Raw genomic sequence first — 23,102 nt, forward strand, 5'->3', positions numbered from 1 at the left:
TGTCGCTAGCCAAGTCTCTGCTCTGCCTCACCATCACCCACATCAATCATCCTGTTCAGCCTCTATTCCCACGCCTAGACTCGGTCCATTCCAATATAGGTAGGCCGCCATGTCCGAGACGTTGCTCAGTTCCCGCAATCTGGCTTTCGAGCTGTATGAAGTCCTTGATGCCGAGGGCCTGACCCAGCGCGAGCGTTTCGCCGAGCACAACCGCGAGACCTTCGACGCCGCCCTTGGTACGGCGCGCAGCCTTGCCGAGAAGCTCTTTGCCCCGCACAACCGCAAGGGCGACGAGAACGAACCGCGCTACGAAGATGGCAAGGCGATCCTGATTCCGGAAGTGAAACCTGCGGTGGATGCGTTCCTGGAGGCAGGCTTTCTCAACGCCGCACGCAGTTTCGAGGCCGGCGGCATGCAGTTGCCGACCTTGCTCTCGCAAGCCTGTTTTGCACACTTCCAGTCCGCCAACGCCGCGACGACGTCGTACCCGTTCCTGACCATGGGCGCGGCCAACCTGATCGAAAGTTTCGGCACCGACGAGCAGAAGCGGCGCTTCCTGCAACCGATGATCGACGGCCGCTTCTTCGGCACCATGGCCCTGACCGAACCTCACGCCGGCTCCTCGCTGTCGGACATCCGCACCCGCGCCGAACCGGCCGCTGATGGCACGTATCGACTCAAGGGCAACAAGATCTTCATCTCCGGCGGCGACCATCCGCTGTCGGAAAACATCGTGCACATGGTGCTGGCCAAACTGCCGGATGCACCGGCGGGCGTGAAAGGCATTTCGCTGTTTATCGTCCCTAAATTCCTGGTCAACGATGACGGCAGCCTGGGCAAGCGCAACGACGTGCTGCTGGCCGGGCTGTTTCACAAGATGGGCTGGCGCGGCACTACCTCCACCGCGCTGAACTTCGGCGATAACGGCGAGTGTGTCGGCTACCTGGTCGGCAAGCCGCATCAAGGCCTGAGCTGCATGTTCCAGATGATGAACGAAGCGCGAATCGGCGTCGGCATGGGCGCGGTGATGCTCGGTTACGCCGGTTACCTGTACTCGCTGGAATACGCCCGCGAGCGCCCGCAAGGTCGCCTGCCGGACAGCAAGGACCCGAGCACAGCGCCGGTCTCGATCATCCAGCACGCCGACGTCAAACGCATGCTGCTGACTCAAAAGGCTTACGTCGAAGGCGCGTTCGACCTCGGTTTGTATGCCGCGCGACTGTTTGACGACACCACCACGCTGGAGACCGAAGTCGAGCGCAAACAAGCCCATGAATTGCTCGACCTGCTGACGCCAATCGTCAAATCCTGGCCGTCGGAGTTCTGCCTGAAAGCCAACGAACTGGCGATCCAGATCCTCGGCGGCCACGGCTACACCCGCGAATACCCCGTGGAACAGTACTACCGCGACAACCGCCTGAACCCGATTCATGAAGGGACTCACGGCATTCAGTCGCTGGACCTGCTGGGTCGCAAACTGGCGCAAAACGGCGGCGCGGGGCTCAAGCAATTGATCCGACTGATCGCCAATACCGCCGAACGCGCCCATGTGTACGAATCGTTAACGCCGCTACGTGAACCGCTGGAGAAATTGGTGGCGCGCCTGCAAACCGTGACCATCGGCCTGCTGACGGATCTGGGCCAAGGAAAGGTCAACAGCAGTCTGGCGAACTCGGCGCTGTATCTGAAGGTTTTTGGTCACACGGTGATCGGCTGGCGTTGGCTGGAACAGGCAATCCGCGCTGAAGAAGGGTTGGCCAAGGGCAATGCGGCGGATATCGGCTTCTATAAAGGCAAGCTGCAGGCGGCGCGGTATTTCCTGACATGGGAAGTACCGGGTTGCCACCATGAACTGGCGATTCTTGAGGCGCGGGATGATACGTGCCTGAAGATGCAGGATGAGTGGTTCTGAGCAAAGCCTTGCAGCACTACCGAGATCCCATCGCGAGCAGGCTCGCTCCCACAGTTGATTTCCAGTGTTCACAAATATTGTGATCACTACAGAGTCAGTGTGGGAGCGAGCCTGCTCGCGATGGCTTACGCATCATCAACACTTACTTCAGCTTGAATCCACCCATCTGCTGCGCCAAATCATCCGCCAACCGCTGCAACGTCTGGCAATCCTCCCGGCACGCCCTCACCTCTCCCGCCGTAGCCCGTGCCAGATCGGAAATCCCCTGCACATTCCGGTTGATCTCTTCGGTCACCGCCGACTGCTCTTCGGTGGCCGTCGCCACTTGATGGTTCATGTCGCTGATGCGCTCGACCTGCCCGGTAATTGCGGTCAACGACGCTCCAGTGCGCTGGCTCGACTCGACGCCGGTACCGGTCGCCGCTTGCCCTGAGTGCATCGACGACACGGCATTTTCTGCGCCCTGCTTGAGGCTGCCGATCATCTGCTGGATTTCATCGGTGGACGACTGCGTACGGCGTGCCAGTGTCCGCACTTCATCCGCCACCACCGCAAAGCCCCGACCCATGTCTCCGGCCCGCGCCGCTTCAATCGCTGCGTTCAACGCCAGCAAGTTGGTCTGCTCGGAGATCCCGCGAATCACCGCCAGCACCTGATCGATGGACGCTACCTGAGTCGCCAATTCGCCAACGGCACCAGCAGCAATACCGATTTCATCGGACATGCTTTCGATATGCCGAATGGAACCGCCGACTACCTCACGCGCCAGCAACGCTTCATCGCGGGCCGTTTGTGAGGCGACCGCCGCGTTGCCGGCGTTCTGCGCGATTTCCTGTACGGTGAGGCCCATCTCGTGCACGGCGGTGGCGACCATGTCGGTCATTTCCTGCTGTCGTCCGGAACGCTCGGCGGTATTTTCCACCACCCGCGCGACTTGCCCGACGGCCGTGCGCAATCGCTCGCTGGTGGTCAGCACTTCGCCGATCATGTTGCGTTGATTTTCAAGGAAACGGTTAACGCCTCGAGCCAGATCACCCAGCTCATCGGCGCGACTGGAATCTAACCTGTGAGTCAAATCGCCACCACCGCTACCAATCGCTACGAGTGCCGCTGTTACCTGCCGGATCGGCCGCACCAGGCCGCGAGCCAGCAACACCACCAATAACAGGCACACCAGCGCAACGCCCAGACCGATGGCACTGGTCAGCCACATCGCGTGTCGGGCCTCGGCGTAAATTTGCGATTGCGGCACTTCGGCCACCAGGGTCCAGCCCAGATCGCGCAATGGCAGGCTCAGGGCCAGATAGTCTTCGCCATCGCGCACAAAGCCGCTGCTGGTCGGGCCTTGATGGCCCATCACCGCTTGTGCAGCCGAGTCGCCGATCTGTTCAGCCAGCTGGCGTTTGTTGCTGAGCCCGGCCTCGGGATGGACCTGGATCAACCCGTCGGAACGCACCAGATAGACCTTCCCGCGCTCGCCGAAGCTGAAGTTGTGAATCAGCTCCGAGAGTTCCTTCATGCTCAGGCCCAGCCCGGCAACACCCACGACTTTGCCGCCCTGCGAGACCTTGAGGTCGATGAACAAGGCCAATTCGCCGGTCGCCGTGTCGTTGTCGATATTGAGGGTGCGCGGCTGGTTGCCGTCGAGGAAAGCGTAGAACCAGGCGTCTGCGGGATTGGATCGACTGAGGGTCCGATCAAGGCCTTTTTCGGTGAAGTAGTGGCCCGACGCCGTGCCTGCGATCAGCGCGGTAAAGGCATTGTGCTCGGCGCGGATGCCTTCCAGGTAGCTGACGAAGCCGCTGGCCCGGTCGGCGTTTTCACCTTCGGCCAACCACTCGCGCACCATGCTGTTGCTGGCGATGTCCTTGGCTGCGGTGAGCGGCTGAACCAGAATCCGCTCGATGTCGTTGCGCATCGCTTCGATGCTCGACGGCAGCGCTTGCTCGACCAGATAGCGCTGGGCAAGGCGGTTGACCACCAGGGTATAAATGCCGACCACGATCAGAATACTGACCAGCAGGGCGGTGCCCATACTCAGGATCAACTGCCATTGAATACTGCGTCGCCAGAACTGCATGAAGCACCCCCAAAGAGTAAGAGGCAAAACTACTGCAACAGCCATGCCGATTGTATACAACTCAGTCGACAATATACTCTTTGGTTGTGCGCAAGCTGATCAGGCCTGATTGATCGTCTTCGAAATCACTTCAACCGTGGCGCTGACTTGCTCTTGGTAACGGTCGAGTTCCCGCTGATGACGTTTCTGCATGTCGAGTTGCTGCGAGCACAAGTTCATTGCCGTCAGCACCAGCAGTTTGTCCCCGATCAGGGTCGGGTATTTCTTTTTGGTCTCGGCCAGCACCGCTTTCAACATTAATGCGGCGTCCAGCAGGGTCTGCTCTTCCCCGGCCGGCGCCTTGATCGAATAGTCTTCCCCGAGAATCGAGACGACTTTTATCCCGTCGGCACCGTGTCTCATGCGTTCACAGGACCTGCGCTCACGCGCTCAACCAGCGCTTGAATGCGCGCGACAGTGGCGCCCTGCTTCTCTTCCTGTTCCATCAGGCTTAGTTGCAGGCTTTCGTTTTCATCCTTGGCCTGGGCCAGTTCTGCGCTCAGTGTTGCGTTCGTGCCCAGCAGTTCCTGGTTCTGTTGCACCAGGTCGCTGACCAGTTGTTCCAATTGGCTTAGGGATGCTTCCAACATTTTGATTTTCCGAGCATTTTCAAAGGGCGCGTACGATAAAGAAAAGTCACCACTGGCGCCAGGGTTATTCAGGCGCAAAGCCTTGATTTGCCTGGCGGCGACCTTGCTTGCGAGTTTTAAAGACTGCGATTGTCCGCTCTGGTTCCTGACAGCTCGTCAGTACGAACAATCAGCGACAAAAGCGCACAGCGGCTCAAGACTTTAGTCGTATGACCGATAAGTCATGCATACCTCGTCTCTGACCTCGTGCCCATGCGCGCTTTATGGTGAATACCATGTCCCTTCGTAATATGAATATCGCCCCCAGGGCGTTCACAGGCTTCACCCTGATTGGCGCACTGATGTTGATTCTGGGTGTGTTCGCCTTGAACCAGATGAGCAAGATTCGCGCTGCCGGTGAAGACATCGTTCAGAACAGTGTGCCGAGTATCAAGGCCCTGGACGAGTTCACTCAAATCGGCCTGCGCCAGCGCACTCTGGCCTATCGCCTGCTGGTCAACCGCGAACCGGATATCCAGCAAAAAAACTTGGAGTTGCTCGACACCCGCAGCCAGCAGATCCGTTCGGCACAAACCGCCTATGAAAAACTGATCAGCAGCCCTCTGGAACGCACGACCTACGACCAGTACGTGCAATTGCTGGCTCAGTATCGCCAGATTGAAGACCGGATGAAGACGCTGTCGCGTAATAACCAACTCGACGAACTGCGCACGCTTCTGAATACCGAGTTGCTGACCAACTCCGATGCGATTAACACCACTCTGAACCGCCTGGTGGAGATCAACAACGACCAAGCCGCCGACTTCAACCAGAAAGCCGCCGACCAATATTCCTCCGCCTTCAATCTGGTGGTGACCCTGCTGGTGATCGCCACGGGCTTGACCCTGCTGTTTGCCTGGCTGCTGACCAACAGCATCACTCAGCCTATCGCCAAGGCACTGAGCGCCGCTGAAGAAATCGCCGAGGGCAATCTGACCCGGCCGATCATCGTCGACGGTAGCGACGAAGCTGGCCGCTTGTTGCAGGCCATGTTGAAGATGCAGGAAAAACTGCGCGACACTCTGCAGCGGATCTCGGGGTCAGCGACTCAACTGGCCTCCGCCGCCGAAGAGCTGAACAGCGTCACCGACGAAAGCGCCCGTGGCCTGACTCAGCAGAACAACGAAATCGAGCAAGCCGCGACGGCGGTCAATGAAATGACCAGCGCCGTGGAAGAAGTGGCGCGCAACGCGGTGAGCACCTCCGAAGCCTCGAAAAACGCCACCACTTCTGCCGGTGACGGCCGTGACCTGGTGCAGGAAACCGTCAGCGCCATCGAACGCATGAGCGCCGACGTACAGAGCACTGCCACGCTGATCGGTGACCTGGCCAACGAGTCGCGCGACATCGGCAAGGTGCTGGACGTGATTCGCGGCCTGGCTGACCAGACCAACCTGCTGGCACTGAACGCCGCCATCGAAGCGGCGCGTGCCGGTGAAGCCGGTCGCGGTTTTGCGGTGGTGGCCGACGAAGTTCGCGCCCTGGCGCATCGCACGCAGCAATCGACCAGCGAAATCGAACGCATGATCGGCAGTATCCAGAGCGGCACCGAACACGCCGTTGATTCGATGCGCAACAGCACCGAACGCGCTGAATCGACCCTGAACATCGCCCGTGGTGCCGGCCTGTCGCTGGACACCATCAACAGCGCCATCGTCGAAATCAACGAGCGCAACCTGGTGATCGCCAGCGCCGCCGAAGAGCAGGCCCAAGTGGCCCGTGAAGTTGACCGCAACCTGGTAAACATCCGCGACCTGTCGGTGCAATCGGCCACCGGCGCCAACCAGACCAGCGCCGCCAGCAACGAGCTGTCGCGTTTGGCGCTGGACCTGAACAATATGGTTGGGCGGTTCAGCCTTTAACGGTCACTGAATACCCTGTGGCGAGGGAGCTTGCTCCCGCTGGGGTGCGTAGCAGCCGTAAAATTGCTGATGAGTTTTTTCTGGAAAACCGCAGCGTCTGTTTTGGGGCCGCTGCGCGACCCAGCGGGAGCAAGCTCCCTCGCCACAGTGATCGCGCCCGACGCAAGCGGGTGTGGTCGAGCGCTTTCAAAAGCTTTTTGACAGCATCACATTTCAACAGGTTAGAATCGCTGGCACGCAGACTGCATGGTCAGTTTGCGCCCGCCTTTAGCTTTCTGGAGTACTGCCATTGAATGCGACGACCATCAACAGCCTGTTCTTGATCGGCGCGTTGCTGGTAGGTGCGAGCATTCTGGTGAGCTCACTTTCGTCCCGCCTCGGGATCCCGATTCTGGTAATCATCCTGGCCGTGGGCATGGCTGCCGGTGTCGACGGCGGCGGCATCATCTTCGATAACTACCCCACCGCCTATCTGGTCGGCAACCTCGCCCTGGCCGTAATCCTGCTCGACGGCGGGTTGCGCACCCGGGTCGCGAGTTTCCGCGTGGCGTTATGGCCGGCGTTGTCGCTGGCCACGGTCGGGGTGCTGATCACCACCGTGCTGACCGGCATGGCCGCCGCCTGGTTGTTCAACCTGAACCTGATCCAGGGCCTGCTGATCGGAGCCATCGTCGGCTCCACCGACGCCGCGGCGGTGTTCTCGCTGCTGGGTGGCAAAGGCCTGAACGAGCGGGTGACCGCCAGCCTGGAAATCGAATCCGGCAGCAACGACCCGATGGCGGTGTTTCTCACCGTGACCCTGATCGACATGCTCGCCAGCGGCCAGACAGGTCTGCACTGGAGCCTGCTCGGGCACCTGGTCCGCGAGTTCGGCATCGGCGCGATCATCGGCCTGAGCGGTGGCTGGCTGATGCTGCAAATGGTCAATCGAATCCACCTGGCCGCCGGCCTGTACCCGATTCTGGTGATCGCCGGCGGTCTGGTGGTGTTCGCCCTGACCAACGCCTTGCACGGCAGCGGCTTCCTCGCGGTGTACCTGTGCGGCCTGGTGATCGGCAACCGTCCGGTGCGCAGCCGCCACGGCATTCTGCACATGCTCGACGGCATGGCCTGGCTGGCGCAGATCGGCATGTTCCTGGTGCTGGGGCTGCTGGTGACACCCCATGACTTGCTGCCCATTGCCCTGCCCGCCCTCGGCCTGGCGCTGTGGATGATTCTGTTTGCGCGACCGCTCTCGGTGATGGCCGGCCTGCTGCCGTTCAAGGCCTTCCATGGGCGCGAAAAGGCCTTTATCTCCTGGGTTGGCCTGCGCGGTGCAGTACCGATCATTCTGGCGGTGTTCCCGTTGATGGCCGGGCTGCCGAATGCCCAGCTGTATTTCAACCTCGCGTTCTTCATCGTGCTGGTTTCGCTGCTGGTGCAGGGCACCAGCCTGCCGTGGGTCGCCAAGCTGCTGAAGGTGACCGTCCCGCCAGAACCCGCGCCGATCTCCCGGGCCGCCCTCGAAGTGCACGTCACCAGCGAGTGGGAGTTGTTCGTTTATCGTCTTGGCGCGGAGAAATGGTGCATCGGTGCCGCCCTTCGCGAGCTGAAAATGCCCGAGGGAACGCGTATCGCGGCGCTGTTTCGCGGCCAGCAACTGCTCCATCCGTCGGGTAGTACAGTGCTCGAAGTCGGCGATTTGCTCTGCGTAATCGGCCATGAACACAACCTGCCGGCACTCGGAAAACTCTTCAGCCAGGCGCCGCAACGAGGCCTCGACTTGCGCTTCTTCGGCGACTTCGTTCTGGAAGGCGACGCCCAGCTGGGCGCGGTTTCAGCGCTGTACGGGCTGCAACTCGAAGGGGTCGACCCGGACATGCCGCTGGGTCGTTTCATCACCCAGAAAGTCGGTGGTGCTCCGGTGGTCGGCGACCAGGTGGAATGGAACAACACCATTTGGACGGTCGCAGTCATGGACGGGAACAAGATCGCCAAAGTGGGCGTCAGATTTCCCGAAGGAAGTCGCCCGGGCCCCGGATTGTTCCTCTAAACTCCTTTTTTCGTTACGTTTTCGATCGGTCTCTATGCCAACTTTGCGCACATTTTTAGCTATTGCCCTGCTAGGGCTGAGTCTCTCCGTCGGCACCCTGCAAGCGGCCGAACCACCGTCCGCCGAGTCTGTCCAGAAGAGCCTGGACAAGATCGCCGAGCGCAAGCTGCCCGAGGCCGATCAAAAAGCCCTGCAACTGGTGCTGCAACAGACGCTGACCCAGCTGTCCAACAGGAACGATTACGAAAAGCGCCTGGACGACCTCAAGCAGCAACTGAGCACGGCGCCCAAGCAAAACATCGAGAACCAGCGCGAGCTGGAGCGCCTCAAGGCCAGCAAAGTCGTACCGGTCGAACAACGTTACGCCAACCTGTCGGTGCCACAGCTCGAGCAAATGCTCACTGAACGCAGCACCCAGCAAAGCGATCTGCAAAAAGCCCTGGCCGATGCCAACAGCCTGATCATCACCGCCCAGACCCGCCCCGAGCGCGCCCAGGCCGAGATCAGCACCAGCCAGACACGCATCCTGCAAATCAACAGCATCCTCAAGCTGGGCAAAGACAATGGCAAAGCCCTGACAAACGAACAACGCGACACACTCAACGCCGAGCTGGCAGCGTTGAACGCGCTGATCCCACTGCGTCGCCAGGAACTGGCCGGCAACAGCCAACTGCAGGACCTGGGCAGCAGCCAACACGACTTGCTGCAGGAAAAAACCGCGCGCATGGAGCGCGAGATCCAGGACCTGCAAACCCTGATCAACCAGAAGCGCCTGGCCCAGTCGCAACAGACTGTCACTCAGCAATCGATCGAAGCGCAAAAGGCCGGCGGCAGCAACCTGCTGGCCACGGAAAGCGCCGCCAACCTCAAGCTCTCCGACTACCTGCTCAAAAGCACCGACCGTCTCAACGAGCTGACCCAGCAGAACCTGCAGACCAAGCAGCAACTTGACAGCGTGACCCAAAGCGACGCGGCGCTGGACGAGCAGATCAGCGTGCTCAAGGGCAGTCTGTTGCTGTCCAAGATTCTCTACAAACAAAAGCAGGCCCTGCCACGCCTCAAGCTTGATCGGGACCTGGCCAATGACATCGCCGACATTCGCCTGTACCAGTTCGAGGTCAATCAACAACGCGAACTGATCACCACCCCTGGCGCCTATGTGGATAATTTGCTGGCGAGCCAGCCGCCCGATCAGGTCACCCCGCAACTGCGCAAAACCCTGCTGGACCTGGCCGTCACCCGCGCCGACCTGCTGGAACGCCTGAGCCGCGAACTGAGTGCGCTGCTCAACGAATCCATCACCCTGCAACTGAACCAGAAACAACTGCTCACTACCGCTCAGAACCTGCGCGCAACCCTCGACGAGCAGATGTTCTGGATTCCCAGCAACAAGCCGCTGGATTTCGAATGGATGCGCGGTGTGCCGGACCGCCTGGAGAAACAGGTCGTCACTCTGCCGTGGGCTTCGAGCCTGAGCGAGTTGGCCGATGGCCTGACCCAGCGGCCACTGCTGTTTCTGCCGCTGGTGCTGCTGATCGGCTTCCTGGTCTGGCGGCGCAAATACCTCTATGCGCGACTGAACAAGGTGCACCAGGACATCGGTCACTTCAAACGTGACAGTCAATGGCACACGCCACAGGCGATCCTGATCAACGTGCTGCTGGCAATGCCGGTGTCGCTGGCCCTGGCCCTGTGCGGTTTCGCCTTGCAGATCGACGCCCGCGGGCAAAACGCCAACCTCGGCGCCGCCCTGTTGCAAATTGCCCAGGCGTGGCTGGTGTTCTACACCGCGTACCGGATCCTTGCGCCGGGTGGAGTGGCGGAACTGCACTTTCGCTGGGAAAGACCGCTGGTGGAATTCCTCCGCGGCTGGATCCGTCGCCTGGGCCTGGTGGTGCTGGCATTGGTCGCCGTGGTGGCGGTTGCCGAATTGCAACCGGCATCCCTGGCGGACGACGTAATCGGTATCGCCGTGGTGCTGACCTGCTACGCCTTGATGGCCTGGCTGCTCAGCCGCCTGCTGATCAACAGTCCGACCCATAACAGCGCCTCCCTGTTTCGCAAAGCGGTCGGCGTTCTATTCACTGTGCTGCCGATCGCCCTGTTTATCGCCGTGTGCTTTGGCTACTTCTACACCGCACTGAAACTCAGCGACCGGTTGATCAACACCCTGTACCTGCTGATGTTCTGGCTGATCATTGAAGCCACCTTTGTGCGCGGCCTGGCCGTCGCGGCACGGCGCCTGGCCTACCAGCGCGCCCTGACCAAACGCCAGGCCGCCAAAGAAGCCGGTGACGGTGAAGCGGTCGTCGAAGAGCCGACACTGGACATCGAGAAAGTCAACGAACAGTCCCTGCGCCTGATCCGCCTGGCCTTGCTCGGCGGCTTCATCGCTGCGTTGTATTGGGTCTGGAAAGACCTGATCTCGGTGTTCTCGTACCTCGACAACATCACGTTGTACGAATACACCAGCGGCGTCGGTGCCAACATGAGCATGGTGCCGATCAGCATCGGCGACATGCTCGGTGCGCTGATCATCATCGGTATTACCGTGGCCCTGGCGCGAAACCTGCCGGGGTTGCTCGAGGTGCTGGTGCTGTCCAAGCTCGATCTGGCCCAGGGCAGTGCCTACGCCACGACCACCCTGCTGACCTATGTGATTGCCGGTGTGGGTTTCGTTTCCACCCTGTCGACCCTCGGCGTGAGCTGGGACAAACTGCAATGGCTGGTGGCTGCGCTCTCGGTCGGCCTGGGTTTCGGCATGCAGGAGATCTTCGCCAACTTCATCTCCGGGATCATGATCCTGTTCGAACGCCCGGTCCGGATCGGCGACACGATCACCATCGGCAACCTGTCGGGCACGGTAAGCAAAATCCGCATCCGCGCCACCACCATCACCGACTTCGATCGCAAAGACATCATTGTCCCGAACAAGACGTTCATCACCGGGCAACTGATCAACTGGTCGCTGACCGACACCGTGACCCGGGTCACCCTCAAACTGGGCGTCGGCTACGATTCTGATCTGGAGCTGGTACGCACCCTGCTGCTCAGAGCGGCCATGGAAAACCCGCGCGTGCTGAAGGACCCTGCGCCCTCGGTGTACTTCCTGAACTTTGGTGAAAGCACCCTGGATCACGAGCTGCGTATTCACGTGCGCGACCTCGGCGACCGTAACCCGGCACTCGATGAAATCAACCGGTTCATCAACAGCGAGTTCAAGAAGCACGACATCAACATCGCTTTCCGTCAGGTGGATATCCACCTGAAAAACCTGACAGGCCAGGAACAGCTGTTGCTGACCAGCGATGCAGTCAAACCCGCCAAGGCTCCAAATACAGGCAAGACCCCACCCGAGCCGCCATCGGTACAACTCGACTGACTGGACGCCACGCGCCATTCCCCAGCAGAATGCTCGGACATTCTGCTGGAGATGGCCGTTGAAAGCCCTCGACGAACTGACCTTCGACAACCGCTTCGCCCGCCTGGGCGACGCGCTCTCAACTCATGTACTGCCTGAGCCCATCGGCGAACCACGACTGGTGGTTGCCAGCCCGGCGGCCATGGCCCTGCTTGACCTCGACCCGAGTGTTGCCGAAACGCCGGTGTTCGCCGAACTGTTCGGCGGCCACAAGCTGTGGGCAGAAGCCGAGCCGCGGGCGATGGTCTATTCCGGGCACCAGTTCGGTTCCTACAACCCGCAATTGGGCGATGGTCGCGGGCTGCTGCTGGGCGAGGTCTACAACGAGGCCGGCGAACACTGGGACTTGCACCTCAAGGGCGCCGGGCAAACGCCGTACTCGCGCATGGGCGATGGCCGGGCGGTGCTGCGTTCGTCGATTCGTGAGTTTCTGGCGTCCGAAGCATTGCACGCACTGGGCATCCCGACCACCCGCGCACTGTGCGTGATCGGTTCGAACACCCCGGTCTGGCGCGAGAAACAGGAACGCGCGGCCATGGTCCTGCGCCTGGCGGCGAGCCATGTGCGCTTCGGGCACTTCGAATACTTCTACTACACCAAACGGCCCGAACAGCAGAAAGCCCTCGGCGAGCACGTGTTGGCGATGCATTTCCCCGAGTGCCTCGAACAGCCGGAACCGTACCTGGCAATGTTCCGCGAAATCGTCGAGCGCAACGCCGAGCTGATCGCCAAATGGCAGGCCTATGGCTTCTGCCACGGGGTGATGAACACCGACAACATGTCGATCCTCGGCGTCACGTTCGACTTCGGCCCGTTTGCCTTCCTCGACGACTTTGACGCCAACTTCATCTGTAACCATTCCGATGATCAGGGTCGCTACTCGTTCAGCAATCAAGTGCCAATCGGCCAATGGAACCTCAGCGCACTGGCCCAGGCCCTGACACCGTTCATCAGCGTCGAAGCCCTGCGCGAAACCCTCGGCCTGTACTTCCCGCTGTATCAGGCTCATTACCTGGACCTGATGCGCCGTCGCCTCGGCTTGACCACTGGCGAAGAAGGCGACCAGCAACTGGTCGAAAACCTGCTGCAACTGATGCAAAACAGCAGCGTCGACTACAGCCTGTTTTTCCGCCGTCTGGGCGATCAAGCCGCCGAACTCGCCGTCGCCCGCTTGCGCGACGACTTCGTCGATATCAAGGGCTTCGATGCCTGGGCCGAGCGCTACTGCGCACGCGTCGCCCGCGACGGCAACAGCGATCAAGCACAGCGCCGCGCCCGCATGCACGCGGTCAATCCGCTCTACATCCTGCGCAACTATCTGGCGCAGAAAGCCATCGATGCGGCGGAGAATGGCGACTATACCGAGGTCCGCCGCCTGCACGCGGTACTGAGCAAACCGTTCGAAGAACAGCCTGGTATGGACAGCTACGCCGAGCGCCCACCTGAGTGGGGCAAGCATCTGGAGATCAGCTGTTCGTCGTAAGGGCGGTTAGATGAAGGTTTCCACCGACACACCGAAGCGCTCGGCCAACCAGCGGACTTGCCGCAGGTTGAGCTGGCGCTTGCCACTCAGGATTTCCGATACCACCGATTGCGCGCCAACACCCGGCAGCTCGCTCTGACTCAAGCCGTGTTCGCGCATCATGTAGCGCAGCGCATCAACACCACTGGCCACAGGCATTGGCCGGTGTTGCTGGTCGTAGGCCTCGATCCAGTCACTGAGGATATCCACCAGACTCATCAGCGGGCTGGATTCGTCTTCACCAATCAGGTCCAGCAACTCATCGAGCGCCTTGACGAGCACATCGTAATCAGCCTCATTTTTCGGTTTGCGCAGCAACGGCGACACAAAGTGCCAGTGCTCAGCGGCTTGTTTGATCAGAACGTTCATCGACGCTCCTCCTTCCATTTACCCTTGTCATATTCACGATGATCCAGCACCTGCTTGATATACAGCCGTTGCGCCAAGTAGTGCACGACAGCGATCAGGCGCAGCTTGTTCCCGCCAATATCGAATACATGGAACGCCCCCACCTTATCGGTTGCAGGGAACATCGCCTTCATCGCCGCAAAGTCGCCCGGACTGTTCCTCTTGACCTGTCGATACCATTGATCCAGCGCATTGGCTGAATGTGGCCATTGCTCCTTGGCCTCCCATATTCGTTTTTCGGTGATCACACGCATGCAACATCCTTATCGCATCCTGCTATGGAGGTTAAGCCAGGGCTATTCATATCGCAACTTGCTATACACCCAGGCAGACCAACGGTGCACTGTTCGATGCGCTCTACCAGCCTAGATACACGGCCCCCTTTGACGCTGGCGAACATGTGAGCATTCTTTTCTACCGTGTCACCCGCAATAGCTCTGAAGCCATGCACGCCAGGCAGTCACATGGCCATGCTGCGCAAGAACTTGCGCAGCATGCCTGTGGATAACCCGCTTTGGATCTGGCTTGCAGCATCGCCTGTATGGCTTTCAAGGCACTGCGCAAGTTGTTGCGCGGTGGTGCGCAAGAAGTTGCGCACTTTTCTTGAAGATTCATCGATGCCAGTTTTAAACAATCTTCAACTTATTGATTTATATAGATTAAATTTAAATGGCATGAAGCTTGATCACTGTCAGGTGTGCATCGGGCGATTTTCCTCTCCCGGATACCTTCGATTGATCAGGCAAGGAAAGCATTCATGCCAACACCCGCATATCTGTCACTAATCGGCACCAAGCAAGGTTTCATCACCGAGGGCAACTTCAGTCAGGACTCGGTCGGCAACGTTTATCAGGAAGGTCATGAAGATCAGATTCTGGTTCAGGCGTTCAGTCACCAGGTCATCATTCCTCGTGACCCGCAGTCCGGGCAGCCGCTGCTCGTCAGCGGGCATTTCCTGGCCCTGAGTCAGCATCCCAAAGCCAAGTGGAACGACCTCTGGCTGCTGACTGAAATCCTTCACGAAGGCAAGCAGCCGCAAGTCCTCGAAGAGTCGGTGACCAGCGACACCTCCGACCTCAAGGACGACTTCCACCAGGGTTACCGCAACCGCTTCCAGGCCACTCCATGGGACGTGCCGAACCGACCGCCACTGGTGCACCCGAAGAAAGGCCAGGAACAGATCTTCCTGCACGCCCAGCGCGACTGGGATGAAAACATCGAGCACGACCAGAAGATCCGCGTCGGCAACGAACGCCACGACACCGTCGAGGCCAACAGCTACAGCAAGTTCAAGGCCGAAGAACACCACACCGTCCACAAAGACCGCAAAGTCGAAACCCGCGCCAACGACCACCTGACCGTCGGCGTGAACCAGCACATCAAAATCGGCACTGGCCAATTCATCGAAGCCGGCCAGGAAATCCACCTCAGCAGCGGCCTGAAAGTGGTGCTCGAAGCCGGCAGCGAACTGACCCTCAAGGGCGGCGGCAGCTTCATCAAAATCGACGCTGGCGGCGTGACCCTCAGCGGGCCGGTGATCAACATGAACAGCGGTGGTAGTCCGGGCGGTGGCACGGGTGCTGCGCCGATATTGCCGGGGCCGTTGAAGCAGGCGGATGCGGACAAGGCTGGCATGCCAATCGAAGCGTTGGTCAAACAAAACATAGTCTTCAGGCAAGCCCGCGCGGGCGTCTGTGAGGTCTGCGAGGCGGCAAAAGCCGCCAAAGGTGCTCCGAAATGACCAACACCGATAGCCGCAACGGTTTTCTGCTGATAGACGGTGCGCACTTCGACGACGCACTGGCATGGTTTTACCAACATTACCCCAGCCATCAACCCATGCCCTTACTCATCGGTACGCCTTACGCCCCCATCGCCGAAGCAGGTCCGATTCTGCTCGACGCGGCCATTGGCAGCTCGATTTACCAGGCCTGGCACAACGGCGATGAAAACCTGAAGAACGGCGTCTGGCTTCAGACTCCACAAACGCCGAATCAGGTATTCACCACCTTGCAACGCAGAATTCGCATCTACTCCCCGGACCGTCGCGAATTCTGGCTGCGTCTTGGTGATGCAGCCCCTCTGCGTCAGGCTTGGCTAACCGGAGCGGTCTGGCCAATCGGTTTCTGGCACGGGATTGATAACGTGTGGCTGCATCACAACGGTTCGCCCATCCGCACCTGGAACAATGCGACTCCAGAAGAAAATTGTGCACCCAACGATAGCGGTATCGACGCGCAAATCATTCTGACCTGGCCGTTGCTCGAAGCATTGGCTCCTGACACCGACACTCCACAGGAGACCGTGTAATGACCCAGGCAGCGCCTGCAAAATCAGACTTCAAACCGGCAGAATGCCCCCTACTCACCGCCGTCCTGCCGCTGCGTTACGCTATCGGCCCAACCCCGAGCCTCGACGTTAGCACCCTGAACTTGCCACCGCTAAACGGTGACTTCCCTGAGCTCGGAGATAAAACTCCCGTCACCCGCAGTAAGCCGCTGAACTACATCGCACGCTTCCTGCGCACGGGCTACCTCTATGTGTGGCAGACATCCCCGGCGAAGTTGATCGAGTTCACTGTTGAAACGGCCATGCTGCAAGAAACCGCTCGCGGCGGCAAAGTCATCGACAGCTCCAAAAAGCCCTATCTCATGCTTCCTGCCGGCACCCCGGCAATGCTGGCCTGGTCTCCTACGCAGTGGTCCGATAAACAGTTCTCGGCCGCTAAAACCCAAGCCACTACCCGCACGCGGGTAATGCGCGCGTTCACCCCCGGCGCCGCACCTGCGAGCGGTAAAGCTGCACGTATTCATGACGCCATCGGTGACTACAAAGAGCCAGAAGGCTTTCAATGGAGCTGCGAACCCTCTACCAAAGATGCTCCAATGTGGGAGCAAACACTGGAGGCCATGAAACGCTGCGAGCAACAGGCGTATGTGATTGCTGATGATGCGTGGGGTGTCTGGCATGACTTGGCCTCGTTGATCCGGACCCAACAAAAAGCCTTTGAGGACCTGCGTAAAAAGCGCGCTGAAGATTGGGCCATTGCCGGAACCCTCAAATCACTGGGTGAAAATGACTCCAAGATCAATGGCCTACTCCCTTCCGCTACTCGCTTCGCAGAACTGAAGAAAGTATGGGAAGAGCAAGAGACAGCAGAGAAGCGCTACACAAACGATATTCGACGCTTCTCCACACTCTGGGATGACTGGTTCAAGACACGGCACAGCAAAGGCCCCGCGACGATAGATACCGCCGCCGGCCACTTTGATATGACCAACCCTGCAAAACGTGCAGAACTCGAAATGAATTTCGCCGCTGCCTGCCTCGGAGCGTCTGTGTGCAGTCTGAGCGCCAAGGCCATTGGCCAAGCACTGGATCCACAGAAAGAGACAGCGGGTAGTCCGTGGTTGTTGTGGGCATTGTTGGGGCTGGGCAAACGCATGAGCGTTGGCGATATGAAATCGCTCGTAGATGTGTCAGATGGCATCAACGATAACGCCGCAACAATAGGTAAAGCTGCCGCCAATATGGGCAAAGCAATGGCTCTGTCCGCAGCGATCAACCATGCCGCTGACAAACTGATGGCACACAATCCTGCTCCGGCACTGGAAGCATTGTTCCTGTCATTGGCACCCGTTGCGGGGGCAGAGCTGAATGACACTACCAAACCTGCGAGCAACGCGGCCAAGCTCTACATGGGCGCCGCCATGGCTCGTGGCGGGCAACGCTTTGAAACAGCTAAGGTCAGCCCGAAGCAGGTGGGGGAATGGCTGAGTGATTTGATGGGCACTCGGCAAGTCGCCCCACCCTCAAAACTGAAACTGACTGCAGTTGCCTCCGCAGTACAGGACGCACTGCCATTTTTTATGTTGGTTCCAGCACCAGCAGCAAAGATCGTGGGAGGAAAGCTGCCATCGATTGCTGAATTGGTTACGCCTGAGACCAATCTGAAAAATCTGCTCAACCTCAGTAAAGACGCGATGGATAAAGCCCCTATCAAGTGCGTCGTAGCACTGATGGCCGCGGTTAATTTCGGGTGGGGAGTAAGGGAATACCGAAATTCCGACTCCGCAAAGAACATGCTGAGCTTCATCGGCGGTTTTTTCGGTGCAACCTCGGCATCAAGCGCGGTCCTACAGAAAGTAGCAGAAATTAATTGGGAATCCACATTAAAAGAGACTGGAAAAGAATCCGTAAGTGCTCGACTAGCACTCACGAAAGCCTTAGGCCTAGCTACTGCCACGGCAGCACTCCAAACTATCGTTTCCGGTTTTGACATCATTATTTATGGGATAGATGCATTCGATACCTACCAGTCTGGAGACTTCGACACAGCCGCTATCAATATGGCTCTCAGTGTGGGGTCGCCCATAGGAAAGACCCTGCAGATGCAAAAGGGCTTTTGGGAGTACATCCGTTCGTACATGAACAACGGCCCGTGGTTTGACCAAGACGGAAACCCGAGCGACTCCGACGCATTCGTAAAAAGTCAGCTTGCAGCCAATCTTAAGCAGTCGGAATTTCTTGGTCATACCCGTCAAATCATCGCTGAGAAAAAAGTTGCGGCGGGTGGTAAAAACTACTTAAGCGGCATTGATGTCGCGATGTTTTTGGGGAATCTGCTTTTTCATCCCTTGAACCTCGTTCAAGACTTCACCTATAAAATCGCAAAACAGCGCTCACGTAACCGCTGGCCGAAAATAGTCCTTGAGYGGTTGCAGGCAGACGGGCCTACCACTCGGCTGATTGATCTTGAGCAGCAACGGACAAATCTATAACTGAAGCATGATCACATTTAGCTCCAAACCACCGCACTCGTTCGCTCGGCTCACTTATCTGAATTTCCCGCCCCTGGTCCTAGGACATTTCCCGCACTCTGTAGCGCCTTGGGTGAACTTGTCCCAAATCGACCACGCGGATAGTCTTCATGAGTCGCCACAAAATCGGCGGCCCGTTTTGACAGCCTGAGCAGTATCAAGGCATGCAAATGCCGCTATGCGGCTCCATAGCTCAGGGAGCTTCACCATGAAGAAGATCACCCTCAAACCACTCAGCCTCACCGCCACCGATCCCCTCGACACCCAAAACCCGACCCAACGTCCCAGCCCCATCTTCACCGTCACCCCCAACATCGACACCGAAACCTTGCTAATCCACGCCAGCGAAACCCTGGCCTCGCTCAACGCGATGACCACCGACCTGGCCTTTGAGCTTGAAGGCGCGCACCGCAATGTTGCGCTGGGTATTCAGCAGATGATCGTGTTGGGCGAGCTGCTGGTGAACAGAGCACTGGAGAACCTCGACCTGCCCGATTCGGCGGGCAGCCGGCTCAATCCGTCCGTCGTCCACTGACGGACCGCGTTGGTTTATCGAATGGAGTGTTTCCCATATCTTGATACATGCCCATCACCGGCGTGGACTGCTGCGTCCCTTCCTTGCTGATCGACACCGAAGCCCCGCTCGATGTGTTGCACGAATCAGCGGCCTTCCGCATCCGCAGCACCACCCAACTGCTGGAAACTTTCGCTCTGCACGAGGTTACGCAGGCGCTTGTCATTACGCTGCGCGACGGCTGCGACATGCTGGACGTCATCGGGCGACGCTTGCGGGCGCAGGTTTCGGCGTAATGAATATGGGCGACCTTGAGGTCGCCCATTTTTTTGCTCTCGCCTGCACACCTTGATAATCCATGGCCTCGGCTCCAGATTGGTTGCATTGCCCACTTTCCGGAGCCCCTTCATGTCTGCCCCCCTGTTGATCCCCTGCCCCCACTGCAACGGCCTCAACCGCATCCCCGCCGAGCGCCTGGGTGACCACCCCAAGTGCGGGCGCTGCAAAGCCGACGTCCTGCTGAACAAACCCTTCGAGCTGACGCAAGGCGATTACGCCAGTCAGATCAAGGGCGATCTGCCGTTGCTGGTGGATGTGTGGGCCGATTGGTGCGGGCCGTGCAAGTCGTTTGCGCCGGTGTTCGAGCAGGCGGCGGGGCAGTTGGCGGGCAAGTGTCGGTTGGCCAAGCTGGACAGTGAGGCGAATCAGCAGTTGTCGGCGCAGTTGGGGATTCGTTCGATTCCGAGTTTGATTCTGTTCAAGAACGGTCGGGAAGTGGCGCGTCAGAGCGGGGCGTTTCCGCTGCCACAGTTGATGAGCTGGTTGCGTAGTCAGGGGATCTGACGACGATCTCAAAGCCACCCTGAACTCAATGTGGGAGCGAGCTTGCTCGCGATGAGGGCGTGACATTCAACGGAGATGTTGGCTGTCAGACCGCTATCGCGAGCAAGCTCGCTCCCACATTGGTTCTGTGTTGTCTGTAGGGATCAGGCGTTTTCCAGCAGGTTGTGCAGTTCGACGAATTGTTGGGTCAGTTTGTGCCGGGGGTCGAGGTGGATCAGGGGCATGTTGGCCTGGTGGGATTCGCGCATGCGCACCGAGCTGCCCAGGTACACCGGTAGCACCGGCAGGCCTTCGGCGATCAGTTCGTCGAGCATCTGCTGCGGCAGGCTCGCGCGGGCCTGGAACTGGTTGACCACGATGCCTTCGACTTGCAGCTCTTCATTGTGGTCTTCCTTCAACTCTTCGATTTCCGCCAGCAGGCCGTACAGCGCCTGACGGGAGAAGCTGTCGCAGTCGAAGGGAATCAACACGCGATCGGCGGCGATCAACGCGGACACCGCATAGAAGTTCAACGCTGGCGGGGTGTCGAGGTAGATCCGGTCGTAGTCTTCGGCCAGTTCGTCGAGCAGTTTGCGCAGCTTGTTGATCTTGTGTTTGGCCTCAAGCTTGGGCTGCAGGTCGGCCAGCTCGGCCGTGGCGGTGACCACGTGCAGGTTGTCGAACGGGGTTTCATAGATATCGACCTGGTTTTTCTTCGAAAACGGCCCGGATGACAAGGTCTGTTTGAAGAAGTCGGCAATGCCCATCGGGATGTCGTTGCCGGTCAAACCTGTCAGGTACTGAGTGGAGTTGGCATGGGCATCGAGATCCACCAGCAGCGTGCGATAGCCCTCGCTGGCGCTGACCGCCGCCAGATTGCAGGCAATACTGGATTTGCCCACGCCACCTTTCTGATTGAACACCACGCGCCGCATGTCAAAACCTCCGTGTATCAAAGAATGACCGAGTGTAGTTGCCGACACCGCTGCTTCGCTACCTCGTTGGCAGTCGGACTGCACGGTCAGCTGCAATCTCGGCAAAAAACCGTCCGACTTCGCTCTTTGAGTGATGAATCGACTGACAGATACGTCTGTTAAAAACCGAATAATGGCAAAACGACAGCTTTTTCGCGGATAAACGGCATGGCACACCGAACAAATTGGGGCCAGTATTTGCTGAAAGCCCGCCGCACCGGGATAATGCGCGCCACTCGGCGGTAGCGTTATGCCGGGTCAGTCGCCGGTCAATCGACTCACCGCGTCAAGGAAGCCCGCAGGGGCGGGATGAATTTTCAGTGATCAAATTCAATATCGCCCAATGGCGCGCTTGGGCCCCTGGGCTCGAAAGCGTGGACGATTGGCAAGCCTGGAGCCGACAACCGGTCGTGCTCGAGAACAGCGATGCCGCCCCCGACGTATCGTTTTTGCCGGCCATGCAGCGTCGGCGACTCAGCCGTCTGGCGCGGATGGCCTTGAGTGTCGGCTGGCCGTTGGCCGAGGGTCACGAACAGCTACCGTTGGTCTTCATTTCTCGTCACGGCGAAACTCCGCGCACCTTCGAGATTCTCAACGACCTGGCCGCCGATCAGCCGCTGTCGCCGACTCAGTTCAGTCTGTCGGTGCACAACGCCGTCATCGGCCTGTGGTCGATCTTGCGCGGCGAAACCAGCGAAATGACCGCCCTCGCCGCGGCCGGCGATGGCCTTGAACACGGCATGCTCGAGGCTGCGGCGCTGCTTGAAGAAGGCGCGCCGGCGGTACTGCTGGTGATCACCGAAGAACAACCGCCGCAAGCCTACTCGACCTGGATCGACGATGTGCCGTTCCCGTATGCAGTCGGCCTGTTGATCACGCCCGGAAATCAGTGGCAGCTGTCTCTGAACAGCACCACGGATACGTTGTCCAAACCCCATTGGCCCCATGCGCTGAATCTGTTGAGTACTCTGCTCGGCCAGCAGACCACCTGCCAACATGCCTGGAAAAATCGTGTATGGACCTGGCAACGCAACCAGTAACCGATAAAAACCGCGACGCCTATTACTGGCGCTTGCTGGCCACTGCCGCAAGCTTCACCTTCTTCGGGTTGGGCGCGCTGTGCCTGCGATTGATGGTTTTGCCGCTGTTGAGCTGCTTGCCGGGCGATGTCCAGACCCATCGGCAACGGGCGCGCTATACCGTCAGCCGGATATTCTGGTTTTTTGTCCGGTTCATGGCCCGCTCGGGGGTGCTGACCTACGACATCCAGGGCGCAGAAAAACTCGGGCGTCCGGGACAGATGATCATCGCCAATCATCCATCGTTGATCGACGTCGTGTTCCTGATTGGTCTGGTGCCCCACGCCAACTGCGTGGTCAAGAAAAGCCTCTGGGAGAATCCTTTCACACGCGGCCCGCTACGCCGCACCGGGTACATCAGCAACGACGGCAGCATGGAGATGCTCGACGCTGCTGCCGACGCACTGAAAAGCGACCAGACCCTGATCATTTTTCCCGAAGGCACCCGCACCCAACCCGGCCAGCCACCGGCCTTTCATCGGGGCGCGGCAGCAATTGCGCTGCGCGGTGCGAGAATCGTCACCCCGGTGGTCATCAAGGTCAGCCCCACGACCCTGACCAAGGCCGAGCCCTGGTATCGGATCCCCAAACGTCGCGTGCACTTCAGTTTCCGTGTCGGGGCCGATATAGACCCACAGGCCTTCGCAGCGCTGGGCCCTGCACCGCAGGCCTCGCGCAAGCTCAACGATTATTTCCACCATTACTTTATTAAGGAGCTCGCCGAAGATGAGCGATCTGAAGCTTGAAATAAAACTGCTGATCATTGACGCCCTTGGCCTCGAAGACATCGGCGTGCAGGACATCGGCGACGAGCAGACGCTATTTGGCGAAGGCCTGGGCCTGGACTCGGTCGACGCACTGGAGCTCGGCCTGGCGATCCAGAAAAAGTACGGCATCAAAATCGACGCCGATGCCAATGACACTCGTGGTCACTTCACCAACGTGGCGAGCCTTGCGGCGTTCGTCACTGCAAAACAGGCAGCTTGAG

General features: G+C 59.1%; 20 protein-coding genes and 2 pseudogenes. 15 read left to right on the forward strand and 7 right to left on the reverse strand.

Annotated elements, in window-relative coordinates; all coding sequences use genetic code 11:
• Positions 1-109 precede the first annotated feature (109 nt).
• Positions 110-1,912 carry an acyl-CoA dehydrogenase gene (locus AC1DIH_RS01900; RefSeq protein WP_477770387.1) on the forward strand — a complete coding sequence of 601 codons (1,803 nt, stop codon included), beginning with the start codon at positions 110-112 and terminating at the stop codon, positions 1,910-1,912.
• Positions 1,913-2,054: 142 nt separating this feature from the next.
• On the opposite strand, the gene AC1DIH_RS01905 is transcribed toward AC1DIH_RS01900, so the two are convergent.
• The 4 genes and pseudogenes from AC1DIH_RS01905 to AC1DIH_RS01920 form a co-directional block, all read right to left on the reverse strand.
• A complete protein-coding gene (locus AC1DIH_RS01905) occupies positions 2,055-2,900 on the reverse strand; it encodes a methyl-accepting chemotaxis protein (RefSeq protein ID WP_477770523.1) in 846 nt (281 codons plus the stop codon).
• A gap of 21 nt (positions 2,901-2,921) precedes the next feature.
• Positions 2,922-4,037 (reverse strand): annotated as a pseudogene (locus AC1DIH_RS01910) (HAMP domain-containing protein); the annotation flags it as partial.
• Between the two features lie 54 nt (positions 4,038-4,091).
• Positions 4,092-4,394, reverse strand: a complete 303-nt coding sequence (locus AC1DIH_RS01915) for a cell division protein ZapA (RefSeq protein ID WP_145018461.1) — start codon at positions 4,392-4,394, stop codon at positions 4,092-4,094.
• Positions 4,391-4,621 carry a hypothetical protein gene (locus AC1DIH_RS01920; RefSeq protein WP_019691434.1) on the reverse strand — a complete coding sequence of 77 codons (231 nt, stop codon included), beginning with the start codon at positions 4,619-4,621 and terminating at the stop codon, positions 4,391-4,393. Before AC1DIH_RS01920 ends, AC1DIH_RS01915 begins: the two co-directional genes overlap by 4 nt.
• A 290-nt stretch (positions 4,622-4,911) precedes the next feature.
• Between AC1DIH_RS01920 and AC1DIH_RS01925 the strand changes: the two are divergent.
• The 5 genes and pseudogenes from AC1DIH_RS01925 to selO form a co-directional block, all read left to right on the forward strand.
• Positions 4,912-5,667 (forward strand): annotated as a pseudogene (locus AC1DIH_RS01925) (MCP four helix bundle domain-containing protein); the annotation flags it as partial.
• On the forward strand, positions 5,659-6,522 hold the full coding sequence (locus AC1DIH_RS01930; protein WP_408004026.1) for a methyl-accepting chemotaxis protein: 864 nt from the start codon (positions 5,659-5,661) through the stop codon (positions 6,520-6,522). The pseudogene AC1DIH_RS01925 and the gene AC1DIH_RS01930, both read left to right, overlap by 9 nt.
• A 289-nt stretch (positions 6,523-6,811) precedes the next feature.
• Positions 6,812-8,554, forward strand: coding sequence for a potassium/proton antiporter (locus AC1DIH_RS01935; protein ID WP_427537917.1), 1,743 nt, complete (start codon positions 6,812-6,814; stop codon positions 8,552-8,554).
• A 34-nt stretch (positions 8,555-8,588) separates the two neighbouring features.
• Positions 8,589-11,936, forward strand: coding sequence for a mechanosensitive channel MscK (mscK, locus tag AC1DIH_RS01940; RefSeq protein WP_477770388.1), 3,348 nt, complete (start codon positions 8,589-8,591; stop codon positions 11,934-11,936).
• 58 nt (positions 11,937-11,994) lie between these two features.
• Positions 11,995-13,458 (forward strand): protein adenylyltransferase SelO, encoded by a 1,464-nt coding sequence (selO, locus tag AC1DIH_RS01945; RefSeq protein ID WP_477770389.1) that lies wholly within the window; start codon positions 11,995-11,997, stop codon positions 13,456-13,458.
• 6 nt (positions 13,459-13,464) lie between these two features.
• Here selO and AC1DIH_RS01950 read toward each other — a convergent pair whose 3' ends face one another.
• Complete coding sequence (locus tag AC1DIH_RS01950; RefSeq protein WP_477770390.1) at positions 13,465-13,866, reverse strand: helix-turn-helix domain-containing protein; 402 nt, start codon at positions 13,864-13,866, stop codon at positions 13,465-13,467.
• Positions 13,863-14,159 (reverse strand): type II toxin-antitoxin system HigB family toxin, encoded by a 297-nt coding sequence (locus AC1DIH_RS01955; protein ID WP_477770391.1) that lies wholly within the window; start codon positions 14,157-14,159, stop codon positions 13,863-13,865. Before AC1DIH_RS01955 ends, AC1DIH_RS01950 begins: the two co-directional genes overlap by 4 nt.
• A 443-nt stretch (positions 14,160-14,602) precedes the next feature.
• Here AC1DIH_RS01955 and tssD point away from each other — a divergent pair, with 443 nt between their 5' ends.
• The 6 genes from tssD (at position 14,603) to trxC (ending at position 20,082) form a co-directional block, all read left to right on the forward strand.
• Positions 14,603-15,646 (forward strand): type VI secretion system tube protein TssD, encoded by a 1,044-nt coding sequence (tssD, locus tag AC1DIH_RS01960; RefSeq protein ID WP_477770392.1) that lies wholly within the window; start codon positions 14,603-14,605, stop codon positions 15,644-15,646.
• Complete coding sequence (locus AC1DIH_RS01965; protein WP_477770393.1) at positions 15,643-16,215, forward strand: DUF4123 domain-containing protein; 573 nt, start codon at positions 15,643-15,645, stop codon at positions 16,213-16,215. Before tssD ends, AC1DIH_RS01965 begins: the two co-directional genes overlap by 4 nt.
• Positions 16,215-18,686 carry a toxin VasX gene (locus tag AC1DIH_RS01970; protein WP_477770394.1) on the forward strand — a complete coding sequence of 824 codons (2,472 nt, stop codon included), beginning with the start codon at positions 16,215-16,217 and terminating at the stop codon, positions 18,684-18,686. The genes AC1DIH_RS01965 and AC1DIH_RS01970 overlap by 1 nt, the downstream gene beginning before the upstream one ends.
• A gap of 247 nt (positions 18,687-18,933) precedes the next feature.
• Entirely contained in the window at positions 18,934-19,260 is a 327-nt protein-coding gene (locus AC1DIH_RS01975) for a DUF6124 family protein (protein WP_477770395.1), read from the forward strand.
• 47 nt (positions 19,261-19,307) lie between these two features.
• Positions 19,308-19,535, forward strand: a complete 228-nt coding sequence (locus AC1DIH_RS01980) for a hypothetical protein (RefSeq protein WP_477770396.1) — start codon at positions 19,308-19,310, stop codon at positions 19,533-19,535.
• Between the two features lie 112 nt (positions 19,536-19,647).
• A complete protein-coding gene (trxC, locus tag AC1DIH_RS01985; protein WP_477770397.1) occupies positions 19,648-20,082 on the forward strand; it encodes a thioredoxin TrxC in 435 nt (144 codons plus the stop codon).
• 143 nt (positions 20,083-20,225) lie between these two features.
• Here the strand turns inward: trxC and AC1DIH_RS01990 are convergent, their stop codons facing one another.
• Positions 20,226-20,996, reverse strand: a complete 771-nt coding sequence (locus AC1DIH_RS01990) for a ParA family protein (protein ID WP_477770398.1) — start codon at positions 20,994-20,996, stop codon at positions 20,226-20,228.
• A gap of 359 nt (positions 20,997-21,355) precedes the next feature.
• On the opposite strand from AC1DIH_RS01990, the gene AC1DIH_RS01995 reads away from it, so the two are divergent.
• The 3 genes from AC1DIH_RS01995 to AC1DIH_RS02005 are packed head-to-tail and all read left to right on the forward strand — an operon-like array spanning position 21,356 to position 23,101.
• Complete coding sequence (locus AC1DIH_RS01995) at positions 21,356-22,075, forward strand: beta-ketoacyl synthase chain length factor (protein WP_477770399.1); 720 nt, start codon at positions 21,356-21,358, stop codon at positions 22,073-22,075.
• Complete coding sequence (locus AC1DIH_RS02000; protein WP_477770400.1) at positions 22,051-22,860, forward strand: lysophospholipid acyltransferase family protein; 810 nt, start codon at positions 22,051-22,053, stop codon at positions 22,858-22,860. Before AC1DIH_RS01995 ends, AC1DIH_RS02000 begins: the two co-directional genes overlap by 25 nt.
• Positions 22,841-23,101 (forward strand): phosphopantetheine-binding protein, encoded by a 261-nt coding sequence (locus AC1DIH_RS02005; RefSeq protein ID WP_054595267.1) that lies wholly within the window; start codon positions 22,841-22,843, stop codon positions 23,099-23,101. Before AC1DIH_RS02000 ends, AC1DIH_RS02005 begins: the two co-directional genes overlap by 20 nt.
• Position 23,102 lies beyond the last annotated feature (1 nt).

The sequence above is a fragment of the Pseudomonas sp. 05N36 genome (assembly GCF_056397385.1).

Excerpts from the sequence above, each read along its gene's own strand:
- AC1DIH_RS01900 (WP_477770387.1), top strand. The coding sequence starts at position 110 with ATGTCCGAGACGTTGCTCAGTTCCCGCAATCTGGCTTTCGAGCTGTAT.
- AC1DIH_RS01905 (WP_477770523.1), bottom strand. The coding sequence starts at position 2,900 with ATGATCGGCGAAGTGCTGACCACCAGCGAGCGATTGCGCACGGCCGTC.
- AC1DIH_RS01915 (WP_145018461.1), bottom strand. The coding sequence starts at position 4,394 with ATGAGACACGGTGCCGACGGGATAAAAGTCGTCTCGATTCTCGGGGAA.
- AC1DIH_RS01920 (WP_019691434.1), bottom strand. The coding sequence starts at position 4,621 with ATGTTGGAAGCATCCCTAAGCCAATTGGAACAACTGGTCAGCGACCTG.
- AC1DIH_RS01930 (WP_408004026.1), top strand. The coding sequence starts at position 5,659 with ATGCAGGAAAAACTGCGCGACACTCTGCAGCGGATCTCGGGGTCAGCG.
- mscK (WP_477770388.1), top strand. The coding sequence starts at position 8,589 with ATGCCAACTTTGCGCACATTTTTAGCTATTGCCCTGCTAGGGCTGAGT.
- AC1DIH_RS01950 (WP_477770390.1), bottom strand. The coding sequence starts at position 13,866 with ATGAACGTTCTGATCAAACAAGCCGCTGAGCACTGGCACTTTGTGTCG.
- AC1DIH_RS01955 (WP_477770391.1), bottom strand. The coding sequence starts at position 14,159 with ATGCGTGTGATCACCGAAAAACGAATATGGGAGGCCAAGGAGCAATGG.
- AC1DIH_RS01965 (WP_477770393.1), top strand. The coding sequence starts at position 15,643 with ATGACCAACACCGATAGCCGCAACGGTTTTCTGCTGATAGACGGTGCG.
- AC1DIH_RS01975 (WP_477770395.1), top strand. The coding sequence starts at position 18,934 with ATGAAGAAGATCACCCTCAAACCACTCAGCCTCACCGCCACCGATCCC.
- AC1DIH_RS01980 (WP_477770396.1), top strand. The coding sequence starts at position 19,308 with ATGCCCATCACCGGCGTGGACTGCTGCGTCCCTTCCTTGCTGATCGAC.
- trxC (WP_477770397.1), top strand. The coding sequence starts at position 19,648 with ATGTCTGCCCCCCTGTTGATCCCCTGCCCCCACTGCAACGGCCTCAAC.
- AC1DIH_RS01990 (WP_477770398.1), bottom strand. The coding sequence starts at position 20,996 with ATGCGGCGCGTGGTGTTCAATCAGAAAGGTGGCGTGGGCAAATCCAGT.
- AC1DIH_RS02000 (WP_477770400.1), top strand. The coding sequence starts at position 22,051 with ATGGACCTGGCAACGCAACCAGTAACCGATAAAAACCGCGACGCCTAT.
- AC1DIH_RS02005 (WP_054595267.1), top strand. The coding sequence starts at position 22,841 with ATGAGCGATCTGAAGCTTGAAATAAAACTGCTGATCATTGACGCCCTT.